The 20,813-nt window shown below is 72.6% G+C and carries 10 protein-coding genes; 6 read left to right on the top strand and 4 right to left on the bottom strand.

Annotated features, from left to right (window positions below; all coding sequences use genetic code 11):
* Nucleotides 1-39 precede the first annotated feature (39 nt).
* The 6 genes from FXF52_RS25860 (at nt 40) to FXF52_RS25835 (ending at nt 16,031) form a co-directional block, all read left to right on the top strand.
* Complete coding sequence (locus FXF52_RS25860) at nt 40-1,128, top strand: DUF5925 domain-containing protein (protein WP_148800934.1); 1,089 nt, start codon at nt 40-42, stop codon at nt 1,126-1,128.
* 153 nt (nt 1,129-1,281) lie between these two features.
* Nucleotides 1,282-4,614, top strand: a complete 3,333-nt coding sequence (locus tag FXF52_RS25855; RefSeq protein ID WP_187413689.1) for a LamG domain-containing protein — start codon at nt 1,282-1,284, stop codon at nt 4,612-4,614.
* Between the two features lie 46 nt (nt 4,615-4,660).
* A complete protein-coding gene (locus tag FXF52_RS25850; protein ID WP_148800932.1) occupies nt 4,661-10,915 on the top strand; it encodes an RHS repeat-associated core domain-containing protein in 6,255 nt (2,084 codons plus the stop codon).
* 23 nt (nt 10,916-10,938) lie between these two features.
* On the top strand, nt 10,939-11,124 hold the full coding sequence (locus tag FXF52_RS25845) for a hypothetical protein (protein WP_148800931.1): 186 nt from the start codon (nt 10,939-10,941) through the stop codon (nt 11,122-11,124).
* A 267-nt stretch (nt 11,125-11,391) separates the two neighbouring features.
* Nucleotides 11,392-14,616 (top strand): BTAD domain-containing putative transcriptional regulator, encoded by a 3,225-nt coding sequence (locus FXF52_RS25840; protein WP_187413688.1) that lies wholly within the window; start codon nt 11,392-11,394, stop codon nt 14,614-14,616.
* A gap of 11 nt (nt 14,617-14,627) precedes the next feature.
* The gene (locus FXF52_RS25835; protein WP_148800929.1) at nt 14,628-16,031 is read left to right on the top strand and encodes an MFS transporter; all 1,404 of its coding nucleotides are present in this window, start codon (nt 14,628-14,630) and stop codon (nt 16,029-16,031) included.
* Nucleotides 16,032-16,084: 53 nt separating this feature from the next.
* Here FXF52_RS25835 and FXF52_RS25830 read toward each other — a convergent pair whose 3' ends face one another.
* From FXF52_RS25830 to FXF52_RS25815, 4 genes are all read right to left on the bottom strand, one after another.
* The gene (locus tag FXF52_RS25830; protein WP_148800955.1) at nt 16,085-17,740 is read right to left on the bottom strand and encodes a glycoside hydrolase family 13 protein; all 1,656 of its coding nucleotides are present in this window, start codon (nt 17,738-17,740) and stop codon (nt 16,085-16,087) included.
* Between the two features lie 81 nt (nt 17,741-17,821).
* On the bottom strand, nt 17,822-18,895 hold the full coding sequence (locus FXF52_RS25825; RefSeq protein WP_148800928.1) for a LacI family DNA-binding transcriptional regulator: 1,074 nt from the start codon (nt 18,893-18,895) through the stop codon (nt 17,822-17,824).
* A gap of 64 nt (nt 18,896-18,959) precedes the next feature.
* The gene (locus FXF52_RS25820; RefSeq protein ID WP_148800927.1) at nt 18,960-19,922 is read right to left on the bottom strand and encodes a carbohydrate ABC transporter permease; all 963 of its coding nucleotides are present in this window, start codon (nt 19,920-19,922) and stop codon (nt 18,960-18,962) included.
* Between the two features lies 1 nt (nt 19,923).
* Nucleotides 19,924-20,813: carbohydrate ABC transporter permease (locus FXF52_RS25815; RefSeq protein WP_148800926.1), on the bottom strand; the 890-nt coding region annotated here is incomplete at its 5' end.

The following is a 20,813-nucleotide window of genomic DNA, read 5'->3' as shown; positions in this document are numbered from 1 at the left end:
GGCTGTACGGCTGGGGCGGGCGCTGGCGATGATCCAGGGATGCGTACCGCCCCGGCTGACAGCCAGCTGCCCTCGGTCCTCCAGTACGACGACGCCGACACCCCCTGCGACGTGGTCGACGCGCTGTCGCTGGCGGACTTCGTCACCGGCCGGCACCCCTGGGCGCGGACGGTCCGGCTGTCCCGGCTCCGCCCCGACGCCACGCTGACCCCCGCCGACGCGCGGGTCCTGCGTACCGCCGTCGAGCACCGGCGGCGCTACCGGCTGCTCGACGGCGAGGGCTGGACCGCCCGGGTGGTCACCTGGAACGGGCGGGACGCCGAGGTGACCGTGACCGCCGTGGACGACGAGATCGGGCAGGCGGCCCTGGACCGGATCACCGAGGGGGCCGCCGAGCCCGAGGACCCGGACACCGGCCGGATCGGGTTCTGGCACCACGACCCGCGCCGCGGCGCCCGGCGCGACCTCCGGTCGATCGTCGCTCCGGAGTGGACGACGATCCGGCACAACTACGCGGCGACCGCCCGTACCGCCCTGGACGCGCTGATGGCCGCCACCCCGGAGTCCGTCTCGGGTCGGCTGGTGCTGCTGCACGGCGCGCCCGGCACGGGCAAGACGACCGCCCTGCGGGCGCTGGCCCGGCAGTGGCGCGAGTGGTGCCAGGTCGACGCGGTCCTGGACCCGGAGGTGCTGTTCGGCGACGCGGCCTACCTCTCGGACATCGCCGTGGGCGACGAGGACGAGGAGGGCGGCGCCGGGCGCCGCTGGCGGCTGCTCATCCTGGAGGACTGCGACGAGCTGATCCGGGGCGAGGCCAAGCAGGCCGCCGGGCAGGCGCTGTCCCGGCTGCTCAACCTGACCGACGGGCTGCTCGGGCAGGGCCGGGACGTGCTGGTGGCGATCACCACGAACGAGGATCTGTCCCGGCTGCACCCGGCGGTCGTCCGGCCGGGTCGCTGCCTGGCCCGGATCGAGGTCGGCCCGCTGTCGTACGCCGAGGCGACCGAGTGGCTCGGCAGCTCGGCGGGGATCCCGCCGCAGGGCGCCACCCTGGCGGAGCTGTACGCGCTGCGCGCCGGCGCGGTCCCGGCCGGCGCGGTGCCGGTCGAGATCGGCGGCTACCTCTGACGGCGCCTCGTCAGCGGGGCCCTGTCCCGCCATCCCCACGCGATGCCCCCGTGATAGCCGGCGAGTAGTCCGGCGATAGGCCGGTGCGTGACCCTCCAGGAACCTTGAAGACTGGGAGGGGCGTCGATGTCTGCCGGGAATCCGTTAGCCTCCGTGACCCGCCGTCCACGCCGTACGGTGCTGGTGGCGGTGCTGGCCGTCGTGGGCGGCCTACTGACCGCGCCCGGGGCCGCCGCGGCGCCGGCCGCTCCGTCGGCCCTCGGCGAGGAAGCGGCCCGGGCCGCCGCCGTCGCCACCCGCCAGCGGGTCGAGGCGACCGCCCTGCGGACCGAGAACACCCAGGTCTTCGCGAATCCGAACGGCACCTTCACCATGCGGCAGTCCGTCGTACCGGAGCGGGTGCGGCGCGGCGCGGAGTGGGTGCCGGTGGACACCACGCTGCACGCCAAGGCGGACGGCACGGTGGCGCCGGCCGCGACGACGCTGGACATGGCGTTCTCCGGCGGCGGCAGCGGGCCGCTGGTGCGGCTGCGCCGCGACGGGACGGAACTGGCGTTGGCGTGGCCGGGGCAGCTGCCAGCACCCGTCCTCGCCGGCAACACCGCCACCTACCGGGAGGTGCTGCCCGGGGTCGACCTGCTGCTGCGGGCCGAGGTCGAGAGCCTGTCGCAGCTGCTGGTCGTCAAGTCCGCCCAGGCGGCGGCGAACCCGGCCCTGCACCGGCTGCGGTTCCCGGTGACCCGGTCCGGCCTGTCGGTGCGGACCGGTGCGGGCGGCGGCCTGGCGGCCGTCGACGCGGCGGGGCGGGAGGTGTTCCGGGCCCCGGCGGCGTACATGTGGGACTCGTCGGGGGAGGTGACCGCCGCGGCGGCGCCGGGACAGGCCCGCCCCCGCGCCGCCGACGTGCCCGGCGGCCGGATTCGGTCGATGGGCGTCGCGCTCACCGCCGACGCGCTGGCCCTGGCGCCGGACCGCGACCTGCTGACCGCCCCGGACACCCGCTACCCGGTCTACCTGGACCCGTCCTGGTCGGGCAGCCGGCTCAACTGGACCCAGGTGTGGAGCAACTATCCGAACACCTCCTTCTACAACGGCGCCAACCTCGGCAGCTCGGAGAACGTGGCCCGGGTCGGCTATGACGCCACGGACGGCAAGCTGACCCGGTCGCTCTTCCAGATCGACACCTCCGGCGTACGGGGCAAGCACGTGCTGAAGGCGACGCTGCAGACGTACGAGACGTGGTCGCGCTCGTGCACGACCCGTGAGGTGCAGGCGTGGGAGGTCGGCGGGTTCGGGTCGACGACCACCTGGAACAAGCAGCCGAGCTGGATCACCAAGCTCGACGCGAAGAGCGTGGCCAAGGGGTACTCGTCGAGCTGCCCGGCCGGCGGGGTGGAGTTCAACGTCACCGCGCATGTGCAGAAAGCGGCCAAGAACAGCTGGAGCAGCATCCACGAGGGCCTGCGGGCGTCGTCGACGGCGGAGTCCAACAGGGACACCCTGTCGTGGAAGAAGTTCCGGAACAACCCGACCTTCACCATCGAGTACAACACGGTGCCCGCCGCGCCGACCAACCTGACCACCGACAACTCGACGCTCTGCACCACCGGCTCGGGCCGCCTGGTGCTGGGCACCGCGACCCCGACCCTGCGGGCCACGGTCAGCGACGCGGACAACGCGGTCAAGGCGCGCTTCGAGTGGTGGACCGCGAGCGGCACGGCACCGGTCGGCAGTTGGACGTCGGCGACGGTGGCCGGCAAGACCCCGACCGTGGTGGCCGTGACGGTACCGGGCGGCGCGTTCAGCAACGGCTCGATCGCCAAATGGCGGGTACGGGCCGAGGACGGCACCGACACCAGCACGTGGAGCAGCTTCTGCGAGTTCCAGGTGGACAGCACCCGCCCGCCGATCCCGTCCGTCACCTCGACCGGCTTCCCGGACAACGGCGAGTCGAATGCCGTCATGGGGGCCGGGCTCACGGTCACCCTCGGCCCCAACGGCGGCACCGACGTGTCGTACTACGAGTACACGGTCAACGGTGACGTCACCGCGCTGACCAAGAAGGCGACGCCGTCCGCATCCACCACGCCGGTCAACGTCACCGTCGTACCCGACCGGTTCGTCAACTGGATGCACGCGCGGGCCGTGGACAAGGCGGGCAACCGGTCCGAGGTCGCCACCGTGGTCTTCTACGCCACCGAGCCGTCCGGGCCGGTCGCCGACTGGCCGCTGGACTACACCGGTGACGGCACCGTCGCCGAGGACGTCTCGGGCGGCCTCCACCACGCCACCGTCGCTGGCGGCGCGGCCTGGACCGAGGGGGTCACCGGCGGCGCGCTGAACCTGGACGGGGCCACCGGCTACGCCAGCACCACCGACCTGGTCCCGGACACCACCAGGTCGTTCTCGGTCAGCGCCTGGGTCCGGTTGGACCGGACCACCAAGAACGGCGCGGCGATGTCCCAGCCCGGCAATCGGGGCGCGGCGTTCCTGCTGTACTACTCCGCGACCTACCAGCACTGGGAATTCAAGCGGATGAGCGGGGACGCCGACTCACCCGTCACCACCCAGGCGGTCTCGACCACGAAGCCGGTCGCGGGCGAGTGGTACCACCTGATCGGCGTGTACGACGCCCCCGCCCAGCAGTTGCGGCTCTATGTCAACGGGGTGCTGGAGGGCACGGCCAGCTACACCACGCCGTGGAACAGCAGCGGGCCGGTGCAGTTGGGCCGGTCGAAGTGGAACGGCAACTTCACCGACTACTGGCCCGGGGACCTCGACGCCGAGCGGTTCTACGACCGGGTGCTGCTGCCGGGTGAGATCCAGCAGGTGCCGCGCCTGGCCGGGCGGTGGAAGCTGGACGAGACCTCCGGCACGACCGCCGCGGACTCGGTCGGCGGGCACCCGGCCACCTGGTCGACGACCGGCGTGACCCGGATCGCCGGGGTCAGCGGGAACGCCGTCCAGCTCGCCGACGGGGTGCTGAGCACCACCGCCCCGGCGATCCGGACCGACGGCAGCTACACCGTGACCGCCTGGGTCCGGCCGGACGCGCTGACCAAGAACGGGATCGCGCTCAGCCAGGACGGCGGCAACATCGGGGGCGTCAACCTCGGCTGGTCCTGGGACGCCGCGGCCGGGGTCTACCGCTGGTCGATGCGTACGCCGGTGGGTGATTCGGCCTCCGCCGAGATCTGCGAGGCGGTGGACCAGTTCGACACGCCGACCGTCGGCACCTGGACGTTCCTCGCCGGGGTGTACGACGCGCAGGCGCACGCGCTGCGGCTCTACGTCGACGGCCAGTTCGTCGCCGAGTCGTACTTCGCCGGCACCTGGCAGGCCGGCGGCGCGGTGCGGATCGGCCGGGGCTCGGCCGGCGTGACGTTCCAGCAGTACCTCACCGGTGCGGTGGACGACGCCCGCGCGTACGCGGGACCGCTGAGCGACCAGGCGATCTGGGATCTGTACACCGCGCAGGCCGGGTGACCGGCCGGCCGCACGACACGGGAGGGAATCGGTGATGAGAACGATCGTGACGAGTCGTGCGCGCCGGCGACGGATGCGCCCGATCAGCCGACGGCTGGCGGTGGTGCTGGCCGGCACGGTGGCGTCCGCCCTGGCGGCCGGAGCACTGACCGTGCCGGCGAAACCGGCCGCGGCGGCCCCGCTCAGGTGGAAGCCCGACGTGGCGCGGGAACGGTCGGTGCCCGGCCGGGACTTCGTACCCCCGTCGGCGCGGTCGTCCACCGTGGCGCGGCGGTTCGCGCCCGCGGCGTCCTGGCCGGCTCCTGGCGTCGCCGAGGTGGCGCTGCCGGCGAACCTGGCCGGGCTGTCCGCCGCGGACCGCAAGGACGCGCTGGCCGGCGGCCTGTCGGCGGCGGCCCGGACGCGTCCGGTCCCCGCGGGCAGCCTGCCGGTGCGGGTCGGCGCGGCCGGCGCCGCCCGGCCGGACGGCCTGCGGGTGGAGGTGCTCGGCCAGGACGCCGCGCGCCGGGCTGACCTGCGCGGCCTGCTGCTCACGGTGGCCGCCACCGGGACCGGCGCGGCGGCGGCCGGCACGCCCGGCGCCTCCGTCGAGGTGGACTACTCCGGGTTCCGCGACGCGTACGGCGGCGACTGGGGCTCCCGGCTGCGCCTGGTGCGCCTCCCGGCGTGCGTGTTGACCACCCCGGAGCGCCCGGACTGCCGCGCCGGTACGCCACTGCCGTCCCGTAACGACGTCCGTTCCGGGCGGCTGACCGCCGACACCCCGGTGGGCGCCACGCCCACCGTGCTGGCGGCCACCGCCACCGCGTCCGGCAGCGCCGGGGACTACAAGGCGAGCGCCCTGTCGGCGTCGTCGTCCTGGGAGGCGGGCGGCTCGGCCGGCGACTTCAGCTGGTCGTACCCGATGGAGGAGGTGCCCGCCTTCGGTGGGCCGGAGCCCGACCTCACGCTGGCGTACTCGTCGGGCAGCGTGGACGGGCGCACGGTGTCGACGAACAACCAGTCGTCCTGGGTCGGTGAGGGCTGGGACTTCAGCGAGGGCTTCATCGAGCGGCGGTACGGCTCGTGCTCCGACGACGTCTCGTTCAGCCCGAAGCCGTACGACCTGTGCTGGGAGACCGACAACGCCTTCCTCTCGCTCGGTGGGCGCACCGTGGAGCTGGTGAAGGACGACACCACCGGCGCGTGGCATCCGCGCAACGACGACGGCTCCCGGGTGGAGCGGCTGACCGGCGCCGCGAACGGGGACGACAACGGGGAGTACTGGAAGATCACCTCCCGGGACGGCACTCAGTACTTCTACGGGTTGCACCGGCTGCCGGGCTGGACCACCAACGCCGCGGTGACCGAGTCGGTCTGGACGGCGCCGGTGTTCGGCGACGACAGCGGTGAGCCGTGCCACGCGAGCACTTTCGCATCGTCGTACTGCAACCAGGCGTGGCGGTGGAACCTGGACTACGTCGTGGACTCGAACGGCAACGCGATGTCGTACTGGTACACGAAGGAATCGAACTACTACGGCCGCAATCTGACCGCCACGGCCGGCACGACGTACGTCCGCGGCGGCTACCTGAGCCGGATCGACTACGGGCAGCGGTCGGACACGGTCTACTCGGCGACGGCCCCGATGCAGGTGGTCTTCACCGTGGAGGAGCGGTGCGCCGACGGGGCGACCTGCGGCACCGGGACGATCACCAAGGACACCGCGAAGAACTGGCCGGACGTGCCGTACGACCAGAACTGCGACGCCGGCGCGAGCTGCACCGACCGGTTCGCCCCGACCTTCTGGACCCGCAAGCGGCTGGCGAGCGTGACCACCCGGGTGTCCGGGACCGGGAACGTGAACAGCTGGAAGCTGGGCTACCAGTACCGGGCCCCGGGCGACGGCACGTCGCCGTCGCTCTGGCTGGCCTCCATCACCCGCACCGGCCAGGTCGGCGGCAGCCTGGCGCTGCCGGCGGTGACCTTCGAGGGCGTGCAGCTGGAGAACCGGGTCGACGCGCTGGAGGGCATCCCGCCGCTGTACAAGTGGCGGGTGACCGACGTGTACGACGAGTCCGGCGGGCACCTGCGGGTCAACTACTCGGGCCGGGAGTGCACCCGGGCCGCCGCTCCGACCCCGGACACCAACACCAAGCGCTGCTTCCCGCAGTACTGGGTGCCGGAGGGCGCGCTGCAGCCGCAGCTCGACTGGTTCCACAAGTACGTCGCGGTCCAGGTCCTCGAGGACGACCAGTCCGGCGTGGCCGGGATCGAGCAGACCGACTACGAGTACCTCGGCGGCGGCGCCTGGCACCACGACGACAACGAACTGACCCCGGCGAAGTACCGCACCTGGGGCGAGTGGCGCGGCTTCGCGCGGGTCCGGGTGACCCACGGCGCCCCCGGCGGGGTGCGCTCGCTGCGCGAGACGCTCTACCTGCGCGGGATGGACGGGGACAAGCTGTCCAGCGGCACCCGCAGCGTCTCGGTCGGCGACTCGGAGGGCGGGTCGGTCGCCGACCATCCGAGCCTGGCCGGCCTGGCCCGGGAGAGCATGACCTACGACGGGGTCGGCGGGACCGTGCTGAACGGCGAGATCAACGATCCCTGGATCTCGGCGGCCACCGCCACGCACGGCGCGACCAAGGCGTACCTCACCGGCATCGCGCGCAAGCGCAGCCGGCTCGCGCTGTCGACCGGCGGCTGGCGGCGCACCGAGGTGCAGACCAGCTACGACTCGTACGGGCTGCCGACCGAGGTGAACGACCTCGGCGACACCGCGACGAGCGCCGACGACGAGTGCAACCGCACCACGTACGCCCGGGACACCGCGAAGTGGATGATCGACTACGAGGTGCGGGTCGAGCGGGTCCGGGTGGCCTGCACGGTGACGCCGTCCCGCCCGGCGGATGTCCTCTCCGACACGCGCACCTTCTACGACGGCTCGACCACCTTCGGGACCGCGCCGACCAAGGGCGACGAGACCCTGACCCAGGAGGTGGCGTCGTACTCGAACGGCACGCCGGTCTACGTGCAGGCCTCCCGGGCGACGTACGACAGCTACGGGCGCACCCTGGACACGTTCGACGAGCTGGACCGCAAGACCAGCACGGTCTTCACCCCGGCCACCGGCCCGGTCACCGCGACCACGGTCACCAACCCGCTCGGGCACGCCACCGCCACCACGTTCGAGCCGGCGTGGGGCGTGGAGACCGCGATCGTGGACCCGAACGGCCGGCGGACCGACCTGACCTACGACCCGCTCGGCCGGTCCGCCGCGGTCTGGCTCCCCGACCGGTCCAAGGCGGGCGACGCCACGCCCAACATGAAGTTCTCCTACCTCATCCGGGCCACCGCGCCGAACGTGGTCACCACCGAGACGATCCGCGACGACGACACCTATGACAAGGAGTACGCGTTCTACGACGGCCAGTTGCGGGAACGTCAGACGCAGCAGCCCGCCGCGGGCGGCGGCCGGATCGTCACGGACACCTACTACGACTCCCGCGGCCTGGAGGTGAAGAGCAACGCGGCCTACTGGAACGACGGCACCGCCGGCACCACCCTGCTGACCGTCGACGACAACGCCGTGCCGGCCCAGACCCGGACCGTCTACGACGGCAACGAGCGGGAGACGGCGGAGATCTTCCTCTCCTTCGGCGCGGAGAAGTGGCGCACCACCACCAGCTACGGCGGCGACCGCGTCTCGGTCACCCCGCCGGCGGGCGGCACGGCCACCACGACGATCACCGATCCGGAGGGCCGGACAACTGAGCTGCGCCAGCACTCCGGCGGTACGCCGGGCGGCGGTTACGACGCCACCCGCTACACGTACACCAGGGCCGGTGAGCTGGCCAGCATCACCGACCCGGTGGGCAACGTCTGGCGGTACACCTACGACCTGCGGGGCCGGAAGGTGCAGGAGGAGGACCCGGACAAGGGCACCACGACCTACACCTACGACAACGCCGACCAGGTGCTGACCACCACCGATGCGCGCGGCGCCACCCTGGCCTACACGTACGACGGGCTCGGTCGCAAGACCGCCATGTACGCCGGGTCGACCGCCGGTCCCAAGCTGGCGGACTGGACCTACGACACCCTGACCAACGGGACCGTGGTGAAGGGGCAGGCCGCCTCGTCCACCCGGTACGTCAACGGCAATGCCTACACCACGTCGGTCAACGGCTACGACTCCCGCTACCGCTCGCTGGGCAGCACGGTCACCATCCCGGCGGTGGAGGGCAAGCTGGCCGGCAGCTACCGGGTGAACACCGGGTACACGCCGACCGGCGACCCGCTGTCCGTCTCGTACCCCGCGGCCGGTGGCCTCGCACCGGAGACCCTGCGGTACAGCTACGACGCGGACGGCCGGCTCCAGACGGCGCAGACGGGTCTGTCCACGCTGCTCGTCTCGGCCACCTACAGCCCCTACGACGAGCCGTTGCAGTACACCATGCAGGCGGTGCCGGGCAAGCAGATCGCGCAGACGTTCTTCTACGACGACGCGACCCGCAAGCTCAGCCGGACGGTGGTCGATCGTAACGTGTCGCCGCTGCACCTGGCCGACGTCACCTATACCTACGACGGCGCCGGCAACGTCACCCGGATCGCCGACACCCCCTCCGGCGGCGTGGCCGACACCCAGTGCTTCCGGTACGACGACCTGCGCCGGCTCACCACCGCCTGGACGGCGACCGACAACTGCGCGGCCGCGCCCGGGGTGGACGTTCTCGGCGGGCCCGCACCGTACTGGCAGTCCTGGACCTACGACAAGACCGGCAACCGGCTCAGCGAGACCAACTACGACACCACCACCGGCGCCGGGACCACCAGCACCTCCACCTATCCGGCTGCCGGGTCGGCCCGGCCGCACGCGCTCTCGACCGTGACGACCGGCGGCCGGACGAACAGCTACACCTACGACGCGACCGGCAACACCACCGGGCGTACGGTCGGTGGCTCCGTCCAGACCCTGGTCTGGGACACCGAGGGCGACCTGACTTCGGTCACCGAGGGCGGCAAGGTCACGGAGTTCCTGTACGACGCCGACGGGGACCGGTTGATCCGCCGCGAGCCGGATGCCGTCACCCTCTACCTCGACAACACGGAACTGCGGCTCGCCAGGTCCACGGACGCGGTGACGGCGACCCGGTACTACGACGTCGGTTCGACCACCGCGGTGCGTACCACCACGGGCGGGCTCTCGTTCGAGGCGGAGGACCAGCACGGGACGGCGCAACTGGCCGTCGACGCCGACGACCTGGCCCTGACCCAACGCCGCTACCTGCCCTTCGGCGAGCTGCGCGGCACGGCTCCGGCGAGCTGGCCGGACCAGAAGGGGTACGTGGGGGGCACGGTCGACGCCACCACCGGGCTGACCCATCTCGGTGCCCGCGAGTACGACCCGGACACCGGCCGGTTCATCTCGGTGGACCCGGTCATCGGCACCGACACCCCCCAGCAGATGAACGGGTACGCGTACGCCGACAACACCCCGGTCACGATGAGCGACCCGGACGGGCAGTGGCGGGTGCTGCCCGGCGGCCACTACTGCGACGGCTGCGGCGGCTACAACAACCCGCCGCCCAAGAAGAAGCCGGCGAAGAAGGCCAAGAAGAAGGCGAAGAAGCCCTCCCCCGCGGCGCACCACTACTGCGACGGCTGCGACTACTCCAGGCCGGTTTCGTCATCGTCGTCGTCGCACCACTACTGCGACGGCTGTGACTACATGCGGAAGGCGGCGGAGGCCCGGCGCCTGGCCCGGGAGTACGCCGCCAAGCGCGCCCGGGAGGAGGCTGCCCGCAAGGCGCGCGAGGCGCTGGCGAAGAAGGCCCGCGAGGCCGCGGCCAAGGAGAAGCAGAAGCATCAGCGGTGCAAGCTGACCAGCTTCTGGAGCAGCGCCTGCCGCAAGGCGGCGGGACACGCCGTCACCGGCGCGGCGAAGGCGGTGGGCAACCACTTCAAGAACAACTGGCGGACCTACGCGATGATCGGGGTCGGGATCGGCGCCGCACTCGGGGCGCTGGCCTGCGGGGCTACCGCGATCGCCTGTGTCATGTTGGTCGGTGCGGCGTCCGGGATGGGCTCGTACGCGGCCGGCACGGCGGGCACCAAGGACTTCCGCGTCGGCACGATGCTGCAGCGAGGCGCCGTGGGAGCCTTGCTCGGTGGGTACGGTGCCCGCCTCACCGCGGGTTCCCGCGCCTTCAAGATGGCCCGGGTGGCGAAGGGCATCAAGGGCAGCCCGGGGCCGCTGGAGCACATCGCCGGGGCCCACCGGTACATCTTCAGGGCCAAGCGGACGTGGTGGCCGTGAGCGGAGTTGGGGCGGAAGGTCTCATGGGCGTACGGCAACGGTTCCGGCTGCTGTTCGGCTCCCGGCGTGGCTGGCTCTTTCTCCTCGGCGTGATCGCGTTCCTCGCCCTGGGAACCGCGCTGCTTCCCGCGAGCTGGTGGCCGGTGCTGCCGCTGGTGGTCCTGCTGGCGGCCATCTGGTTCTCCGCCGGATGGGAGGAGGACCGGTAAGGATGTGTCGAGCGGGGTGACCCGCGCTCACCAGGTCCGCCACCGGAGGTCGTCGCTCCGGTGGCGGACCGCCGTTACCGCTCCGTGACCAAGCACCGACCACGCCAGACGCATTGATCGATATCGTACGGGTAGCGCCTCGCTGGACGGACGGGGCGGCTCCCGCTGACGCGGCTCTTCTGGCGACCGGACGGGCAGGTGCGTGATGTGGACGGTGCCGAACGATCGGGTTCGGGAAGCCCGGCCAGGGCGCGGATCCGGGGCGCGGTGACTTCCGGGGCGGACCCGGTGGACCGCGAGACCGCCGGGGGGCAGCACGGCATCCACACCCCTGACTTCGCCTTCAACGTGCTCGGTTCGCTGGAGGTGCGGGGGCGATCGGGGCTGATCCCACTGCCGGGTGCCCGCCAGCGCGTCGTCCTGGCCGCGCTGCTGCTGCGGCGCAACCGGGTGGTCTCGGTCGACGAGCTGATCGACGGACTGTGGCCGGAGTCGCCTCCGGCGACCGCCCGGGAACAGGTGCTGACGGTCGTGTCGTCGCTACGCCGGCTGCTCGGCGACACCGGCCGGCCGGGCGGGGACCGCCTGCTGGTCACCCGCAGTCCCGGCTATCTGCTGCGGATCGAGGACGAACAGCTCGATCTGGCGCGGGTCGAACAGTTGCTGCGCGACGCGGACCAGGACGGGCTGCCGCTGAAGGTCAGGGCGGCGGCGTTGCGCGCCGCGTTGGCGCTGTGGCGCGGGCCGGAGCTGACCGACGTGCCGTCGCCGTTCGCCGCCTCCGAGGCGCACCGGCTGGCCGAGCTGCGGCTGGCCACCACGGAGAAGCTGGTCGACGCGGAGTTCGCGCTGAACCGGCACGCCGAGCTGGTCCCGGAGCTGACCCGGCTGGTGGCCGAACACCCGCTGCGCGAGCGGCTGCGCGGGCAACTGATGACCGCGCTGGACGCGGTCGGGCGCACGGCCGAGGCGCTGGAGGTCTACCGCGCCGGACGCCGGCGCATGGCCGACGAGCTGGGCATCGAGCCCGGCGTCGACCTGCAGCGGCTGGAGCGGGCCATCCTTGCCGGCACCGATCATCGATCCGATGACGACCAGCGCCCGGCGGCCCGGCTGGCGGCCCGTGACGCGGCGGCCGAGCCCGAGCCGCGCCCGGCTGCTGAGGTCGCGTACCCGCCGGTCGCGCTTCCAGCCCAGCTTCCCGCGGACGTCGGTGACTTCACCGGCCGGGTCGCCGAGGTGGACGAGCTGTGCCGCCGGTTGACCCAGGCCGGACCGGCGGTGGACGCGGCCGTTCCGGTCGTGATCATCTCCGGGATACCGGGGGTCGGCAAGAGTGCGCTGGCCACCCACGTGGGCCACCGCCTGCGGGCCCGCTTTCCCGACGGCCAGCTGTACGTCGGGCTGCGCGGCACCCACGACCGGCCCCAGCAGCCGGCGGAGGTGCTGGGCCGGGTCCTCGTCGCGTTGGGCACGCACCGCGCCGCCATCCCCGACGACGTCGAGGAACGGATCCTGCTCTACCGCTCCATCACGGCGGAGCGGCGGGTGCTGGTGGTGCTCGACGACGCGGCGAGCGCGGCACAGGTGCGCCCGCTGGTGCCCGGCGGATCCGGCTGCGCGGTGCTCGTCACCAGCCGCTCCCACCTGACGGACGTGGAGGGCGGGTACCACCTGGACCTCGACGTGCTGCCCGACGAGGACGGGCTGGCGCTGCTGCGGGCGATGGTGGGTGCGGAACGGGTGGCGGCCGAGCCGTCGGTCGCGGCCCGCCTCCTCGAACTGTGCGGATGGTTGCCCCTGGCGGTACGCATCGTCGGCGCCCGGCTGGCCAGCCGGCCGCACTGGTCCCTGCACCGGCTCGCCGACCGGCTGGCCGACCAGCATCGCCTGGACGAGCTGCACCACGGTGACCTGGAGGTACGCGCCAGCCTGCAACTCAGCTTCCGCGGCCTGGAGCCGGACGCCGACCGCGCCGGGCAGCTGCTGGCGTTGCTGGCCGTACCGAGCTTCCCCAGCTGGGCCGCCGGGGCGGTGCTGCAGCGGCCCGTCGCGGTCGCCGAGGCGTTGCTCGACCAGCTGGTGCAGCACCGCATCGTCGAGTACGCCGGCCAGGACGCCGCCGGCCAGGACCGGTACCGGTTCCACGACCTGGTCGGGTTGCTGCTGCGGGAACGGGCGGCGGCCCGGATCGGCGAGGCGGCCCGGCGTACGGCCGTGATGGCGGGCCTGAACGCGTGGCTCGGCTACGCGCTGTCCGCGATGCGGGGCCTGCCCGACAAGCAGTTCCCGGGGCTGGAGCCGGCGATCAGCGGCACCATGCTGCTCGATCCGGGCGTGCCGTCCGCCGCGGCGACCGACCCGGTCCGTTGGTACGAGGCGGAGAGCGAATCGCTGCTGGCCGGGGTACGCCAGGCGTACCACCTGGGGCTGGACGAGCTGTGCGGGGCGCTGGCGCACGTGCTCGGGCCGTTCCTCGAGATGCGCGGAGCGGTCGACGTCTGGCGGTCGATCAACTCGCTCGCCGAGGCGGCGGCCGAACGGGCCGGTGACCGGCGCATGACGGCGCTGGCGATGTTGTACCGCAGCCGGGCCGACGAGTACCTCGCCGTCCCCGACGCCGCCCGCTGCGCCGAACGGGCGGCGGAACTGTTCGAGGCGCTCGACGACGACTGCGGCCAGGCACACGCCCTCAACCGGTTGACCTACCTGCGGGGTTTCCTGGGGCACCTGCCGCAGGCTCGGCAGGCGGCGGAGCGGGCTCTGGTGCTGGCCGAGCGGGTCGGCAGCCTGTGGTGCGCCGCCCGCGCCCGGCAGCACCTCGGGGCGATCGAACGCGAGCACGGCCGGCTGCGGGAGGCGGAGGAGCAGTTGCGGCGGGCGCTTGATCTCTACACGGCCTGCGACAGCCGGAGCAGCCAGGCCGACGCCATGAACGGCCTCGCCCGCGTCTATCACGACGCCGGCCGGTTCGCGGACGCGATCGAACTGCTCACCACCACTCTGTCGATCTTCCGCGAGTTGCGTGACCCGTACGGTGAGGTGATCACGCTGTACCGATTCGCCGGGATCTACCTGGCGGCCGGGCGCGACGCGGAGGCCGTGGTGGCGGCCGAGCAGGCACTGGCCATCGCCGAGGCGATCCGGTATCCGACGGCCGCGGCCGAGGCGCTGAGTGTGCTGGCTGCCGCGCGTCGCCGGGCGGGTCGGCTGGCGGCGGCGGCGGACCTGCTGGCCGCCGCGATCAGCGTCGGCCGCAACGAGGGCGAACGGTGGTTGGGCAGGACCCTGCTGATGCTCGGTGACATCCGGGACGAACAGGGTGACCACGACGGCGCGCTGGCCGCCTGGCGGGAAGCCGCCGACCTGCTCCACGGAGTCGCCCACCCCAGCGCCCGGGACGCCGACTCGCGGCTGGCGGCCGGGCTTCCGCTGCCGCCGCCGGCTCGGCGCGCGACGGCGCCCGGGGGACAACGCGACCAGATGGCGTAGCGTGGCTCGCTGTGCGTGCGATCCGCGGCGGGGGAGCGGCCCACCGGTTCTACAGCGTGGTCGTGTTCGTGGTGCTCGCCTCGCTGGACAACGTGGCGATCGGCCTGGTCCCGCCGCTGTACGTGCCGATCTCCGGCGCGCTGGGGGTGCCGCAGCGGCTGCTCGGCCTGGTGACCGCGGTGAGCTTCCTGGTCAGCGCGGTCGCCGCGGTCGGCTGGGCGTACGTGGGCGACCGGACCAACCGCAAGCCACTGCTGATGGTCGGCACGCTGACCTGGGCGGCCGGCACCGGCGGCAGCGCGCTCGCCCAGCACTACCCGACCTTCCTGGTCGCCCAACTCGTCGCCGCGGTCGGGTTGGGCGCGGTCGGCTCTGTCGGCTTCTCGGTGGTCACCGACCTGATCTCGCCCCGCCGTCGGGGCCTGGTGATGAGCTTCTGGGGGCTGTCGCAGGGCGTCGGCACCCTCGCCGGAACCCTCGTCGGCGGGATCCTCGGCGCCATCGACTGGCGGCGGCCGTTCCTGCTGCTCACCGTGGTCGGCGTGGCCGCCACCGTGGCCTACCTGTTCACGTACGACATCCGGCGCGGGCAGAGCGAGCCGGAACTGGCCGCGGCCCTCGACGCCGGCGCCGAGTACGACTACCGGATCAGCCGGGCCGACCTGCCGCGGATTCTGGGCCGGCGGACCAACCGCTGGCTGATTCTCCAGGGGTTGACCGCGCAGGCGGCGTTCGGCTCGCTGGTCTGGCTACCGGTGCTGTTCGCCCAGCGCGCCGAGGCGCAGGGCTACTCGCCGGCCACCGCGGTCGTGGTGGGCAGCGTCTTCGCCACCCTGTTCCAGCTCGGCGGGGTGCTGTCCATCGTGGGCGGGTTGGCCGGCGACGCGCTCCAGCGGCGTACGCCCAGCGGCCGGGCCCTGGTCGCGGCGGTGGGCATCCTCGCGGCCGTGCCGTTCTACCTGGTCCTGTTCCTGGTGCCGATCCGGATCGACGTGCCGAACGGCGGCAGCTCCGGCACGGTGATCGCCGCGGTGCTGGCCAGCGTGGTCACCGAGCCCACGGTGGGGCTGAGCCTGCTGACCGCGGTGCTCGCGCTCGCGCTCACCTCCGCGAACTCGCCGAACTGGTTCGCGCTGATCGCCGACGTCAACCCGCCGGAGCACCGGGGCACCGTCTACAGCCTGGGCAACCTGGTCAACGGGGTGGGCCGGGCGGCCGGCAACGGACTGGTCGGGGTGGCCTTCCACGCGCTGCGGGCGGCCTTCCCGCCGCCGCTGAACTACGCCGTCGGGCTGGCCGCGTTCCAGCTCTTCTTCATCCCGACCGGCCTGATGTACTGGCTCGCCGCCCGTACCTCGCCGCGCGACATCGGGCAGGTCCACGACCTCCTGCACACCCGCGCCGACCGCCTGTGAGGAAGGGCCCCCGGTCAACGCCTCGCGTTGTACGAGGGGCCCCTCCTGATGGGTCAGGCGCGGTACCAGACCGTGACGTCGGTGGGGATGGCGTCGCCCTCCAGCGGGGCGCTGGCCGCCAGGACCTCGGCGCCGGCCGGGAGGGGCACCGGTGCCGTGCCGAAGTTGGTCAGCACGGTGAGCCCGGCGTTGGTGAAGGTGAGCACCTCGTCGCCGGAGGAGAGCCAACGCAGCGCGCCGGCGCCCAGCCCGTGCTCGCGGCGCAGCCGCAGCGCCGTCCGGTACAGCTCGTACGTCGAGCCGGGCACCCCGCGCTGCCGGTCGAGGGCGTACTCGGCCCAGATCGGGGGCTGCGGGAGCCAGCTCGCGTCGGTCGGCCCGAAGCCGTACGACGGGGCGTCGGCCTCCCACGGGATCGGCACCCGGCAGCCGTCCCGGCCCCGCTCGGTGTGCTGGCTGCGCTCCCAGGTCGGGTCCTGCCGCACCTCGTCCGGCAGCGTGGTGTGCTCCGGCAGCCCCAGCTCCTCGCCCTGGTAGAGGTACGCCGAGCCGGGCAGGGCCAGCATCAGCAGGGTGGCCGCCCGGGCCCGGCGCAGGCCGAGCGCGGCGTCGGGCTGCGGGTCGCCGATGCCGATCCCGTTCGGCCGGGGGGCGCCGATCGGCAGGCCCAGCCGGGAGGCGTGCCGGACCACGTCGTGGTTGGACAGCACCCAGGTGGTGGGCGCGCCGACCGCGTCGGTGGCCTCCAGTGAGCGGGTGATGACCGCGTACTGGGCCGGGGCGGTCCAGGCGGCGAGCAGGTACTCGAAGTTGAACGCCTGGTGCATCTCGTCGGGCCGGACGTAGCGGGCCAGCCGCTCCGCCGGCTCCACCCAGGCCTCGGCGACCAGGATGCGCTCCCCGCCGTACGTGTCGAGCAGCCACCGCCACTCCCGGTAGATCTCGTGCACGCCGTCCTGGTCCCACATCGGCGGGCGGGGCTTGTCCACCTCGGGGCCGGAGAGGATCGCCGGCTGCTCCTCCCAGTCGGCCAGGTCGGCCTGCTTGATCAGGCCGTGCGCCACGTCCACCCGGAAGCCGTCCACCCCCCGGTCCAGCCAGAACCGGAGGATGTCCAGGAACTCGGCCCGGACCTCGGGATTCTCCCAGTTCAGGTCCGGCTGGCCGGGGTCGAACAGGTGCAGGTACCACTGCCCGTCGGGCAGTCGGGTCCAGGCCGGGCCGCCGAAGACGCTCTGCCAGTCGTTCGGCGGCTCGGCACCCTGCGCGCCGCGGCCGTCCCGGAAGACGTACCGCTGCCGCTCCGGGCTGCCCGGCCCGGCGGCGACGGCCGCCTGGAACCAGCGGTGCGCGGACGACGTGTGGTTGGGCACCAGGTCGACGATCACCCGCAGCCCGCGCGCCTTCGCCTCGGCGATCATCTTGTCGGCGTCCGCCAGGGTGCCGAAGAGCGGGTCGACGTCCCGGTAGTCGGCCACGTCGTACCCGGCGTCGGCCTGCGGGGACGGGTAGAACGGGGACAGCCAGACCGCGTCGACCCCCAGCTCGGCCAGGTGGCCGAGGCGGGCGGTGATGCCGGGGAGGTCGCCGATGCCGTCGCCGTTCGCGTCGGCGAATGAGCGCGGATAGATCTGGTAGATGACGGCCTCGGTCCACCAACCGGTGGCCGGACCGCCGGCCGTTTCCTGCTGTGTCGCGTCGGTGTTCAGAGCCTTCTCCCCTTTGTCGAGCGGTGGCCGTCCGACGGCCGGACGGTCGTTCCCGGCCGCCACCCTGACGGCCGAATCCGTTCAGTGTGCCCGTGGTGGCGCGGTCGATTCCCGCACCACCAGCCGAGTGGGCAGGATCACGGACGGCGTGGGCGGGTCGCCGTCGGCGTCCCCGATCCGCTGTCGCGGCACCACTCCCGGGTACGGCTCGGCGGTGCGCACGCCGAGCGGGTCGAGCAGGATCCGGGCGGCGAGCAGCCCCTGCTCCGCCGCCGGTTGGGCGACGGTGCTCAACCCGAGCACCCCGGCCAGGTCGTGGTCGTCGACGCCGATCACGCTGACGTCGTGCGGCACCCGCAGCCCGGCGTCCCGCAGCGCGGTCATCGCGCCCATCGCCATCTCGTCGCAGGCGGCGAAGATCGCGGTGGGCGGCTCGCCCCGGGCCAGCAGTTCGGCGGTGGCCCGGATGCCGCCGTCGATGGTGAACTGCGACTCGACGTCCAGGCTCGGGTCGGGCCGGATGCCGGCCCCACGCAACGCGTCCTGGTAGCCGCGCCGGCGGTCCAGGTGCGTGGTGAAGGCCAACTCGTCGTCCGGGTCGCCGGAGATGTGCGCGATCCGCGTGTGGCCGAGGTCGAGCAGGTGCCGGGTGGCGGTCCGCGCCGCGGCCACGTCGTCGATGCGTACCCGGGGCCAGCCGGGCACGCCGCTGCCGGAGCTGATGGTCACCCCCGGCAGGGCCAGCCTGGTCAGCGCGGACACGTCCGCCGGCCGCAGCGGGGTGGCGACCAGGATGATCGCGTCCATCCGCTTGTCCAGGTTGGCGGTCCGCAGCACCCGCTGCCGGGTCTGCTCCCGGCCACCGAGGTTGTAGAGGAGCAGGTCGTACCCGTGCTCGTGGAGGAAGTCCTCGACGGCCTCCACGACGGTCCCGAAGAACCAGCGAGTGATCCGGGGAACCACGACGCCGACCGTGCCGGTCTTCCCGCCGGCCAGCCGGGAGGCGCTCGGCGAGACCGCGTACTGGAGTTGCTCGGCGGCGGCGAGGACCCGGCGCCGGGTGGCGGCCGAGACCGTCGGGAGGCCGCGCAGCGCTCGGGAGACGGTGGCCGTGGAGACCCCGGCCAGGCGGGCGACGTCGTCAATCTTCGTCATCGGTGTTCCCCCCGCTCCGCCCCGCGTCCGCCGCCGCCGGGGCCGGCGGCGGCGGAGCAGCGGGTCAGCCCTTGACGCTGCCGGCGAGCAGGCCGCGCACGAAGTAGCGCTGGAGGGACAGGAACACGATCAGCGGTACGACGATCGACACGAACGCGCCGGCCGTGAGCCGCTGCCACTCGTTGCCCCGGGTGCCGGCCATCTCGGCGAGCCGGACGGTCAGCGGGGCGGTCTCGCTGCGGCCGCCCGCGAAGATCAGCGCGACCAGCAGGTCGTTCCAGACCCAGAGGAACTGGAAGATGCCGAACGCGGCCAGCGCGGGCGTGATCAGCGGGAGCACGATGGTGCGGAAGATCTTCGGGTGGGTGGCCCCGTCGACCCGGGCCGCCTCCATCAGGTCCCCGGGCAGTTGCGCGATGAAGTTGTGCAGCAGGAACACCGCGAACGGCAACGCGAAGCAGGTGTGGGCGAACCACACCTGGGCGAACTTCTGCTCGTCGACAAGATCCCAGGCCGGCAGCACCTGGACACCGCCGACGGTGACGCCGGTGGAGAAGAACTTCAGCAGCGGCACCAGGGCCATCTGCAGCGGCACGATCTGCAACGCGAAGATCGCGATGTAGAGCCAGTCCCGCCCCTTGAAGTTGATCCAGGCCAGCGCGTACGCGGCCAGCGCCGCGAACGCCGTCGGGAAGAGCACCGACGGGATGGTGATCGCCAGTGAGTTGATGAAGTAGCTGGCGAGCTGGCCGGACGAGGAGGAGGTGCCGAACAGCACCTCCCGGTAGTTCTCCAGGGTGAACTGCGGATCGCTGAAGAACGTCCACCAGCCGGTGGTCTTGATCTGGTCCTCCGGCCGGATGGAGGAGATGAACAGGCCGAAGGTCGGCACCGTCCAGAGCAGCGCGATGACGATCGAGACCAGGGTGGCGGTACGGCTGTTCAGCCGCTTGCGGACCCGGGCGGCCCGGGTGATTCCCCCGGTGGCCTGGACGCCGGCTCCGACGGTGGGCGTGGCGGTGGTCATCTCAGCCCTCCCGCTGCTGACGCAGGTTGCGGATCTGGTAGATCACGAGCGGGACGACCAGGACGAAGAGGAAGACCGCCAGGGCCGACCCCTGCCCGTTCTCGCCGTACCGGAACGCCTGGTTGTACATCTCGTTCGCGATCACGCTGGTTTCGTAGTTGCCGTTGGTGGCGGTCCGGACGATGTCGAAGACCTTGAGCGTGGCGATGGAGAGCGTCACCACCACCACGATCAGCGCCGGCCGGATGCTCGGCAGGGTGATCTGCCAGAACATCTGCCACGGGGTGACCCCGTCGAGCCGGGCGGCCTCGACGATGTCGGCCGGGATGGCCTTGATCGCCGCGGAGAGCACCACCATGGCGAAGCCGGCCTGGATCCAGATCATGATCACGATCAGCAGCAGGGTGTTCAGTGGCGAGTCGAGCAGCCACTGCCTCGGCTCGGCGCCGAGGCTGACCATGATCTGGTTGAGCAGGCCGATCTGTTCCTGCCCGTCGCCCCGGTACGCGTAGACGAACTTCCAGATGATGCTGGCGCCGACGAACGAGATCGCCATCGGCAGGAAGATCAGAGATTTGGCGACCGCCTCGAGCCGGGCCCGATCCACCAGCACCGCGTAGATCAGGCCGAACGTGGTGGCGACCAGCGGCACCAGGAGCACCCAGATCAGGGTGTTGATCAGCACCCGGACGATCGAGCCCTCGGAGAACATCCAGCCGTAGTTCTGCAGTCCCACCCAGTTGCTGCTGTCGCGGTCCATGAACGAGAGCAGCGTCGTGCGGATCGCCGGCACCACCAGTCCGACGACGAGGAACAGCAGCGTCGGCAGCAGGAAGAAGAGCGCGAACAACCCCTCCCGCGGCTTCCGCCGGCGGGGCAGCGGTGCGCCGC

It is taken from the genome of Micromonospora sp. MP36, assembly GCF_008119785.1.
GTDB lineage: Bacteria > Actinomycetota > Actinomycetes > Mycobacteriales > Micromonosporaceae > Micromonospora.
Note: the sequence above shows the minus strand (reverse complement) of the source record. Positions and strands in the feature narration are given on the sequence as shown.

What these genes read in the sequence shown, in the direction of transcription:
- FXF52_RS25825 (WP_148800928.1), bottom strand. Translation starts at nt 18,895, where the DNA reads ATGACGAAGATTGACGACGTCGCCCGCCTGGCCGGGGTCTCCACGGCC.
- FXF52_RS25860 (WP_148800934.1), top strand. Translation starts at nt 40, where the DNA reads ATGCGTACCGCCCCGGCTGACAGCCAGCTGCCCTCGGTCCTCCAGTAC.
- FXF52_RS25845 (WP_148800931.1), top strand. Translation starts at nt 10,939, where the DNA reads ATGGGCGTACGGCAACGGTTCCGGCTGCTGTTCGGCTCCCGGCGTGGC.
- FXF52_RS25820 (WP_148800927.1), bottom strand. Translation starts at nt 19,922, where the DNA reads ATGACCACCGCCACGCCCACCGTCGGAGCCGGCGTCCAGGCCACCGGG.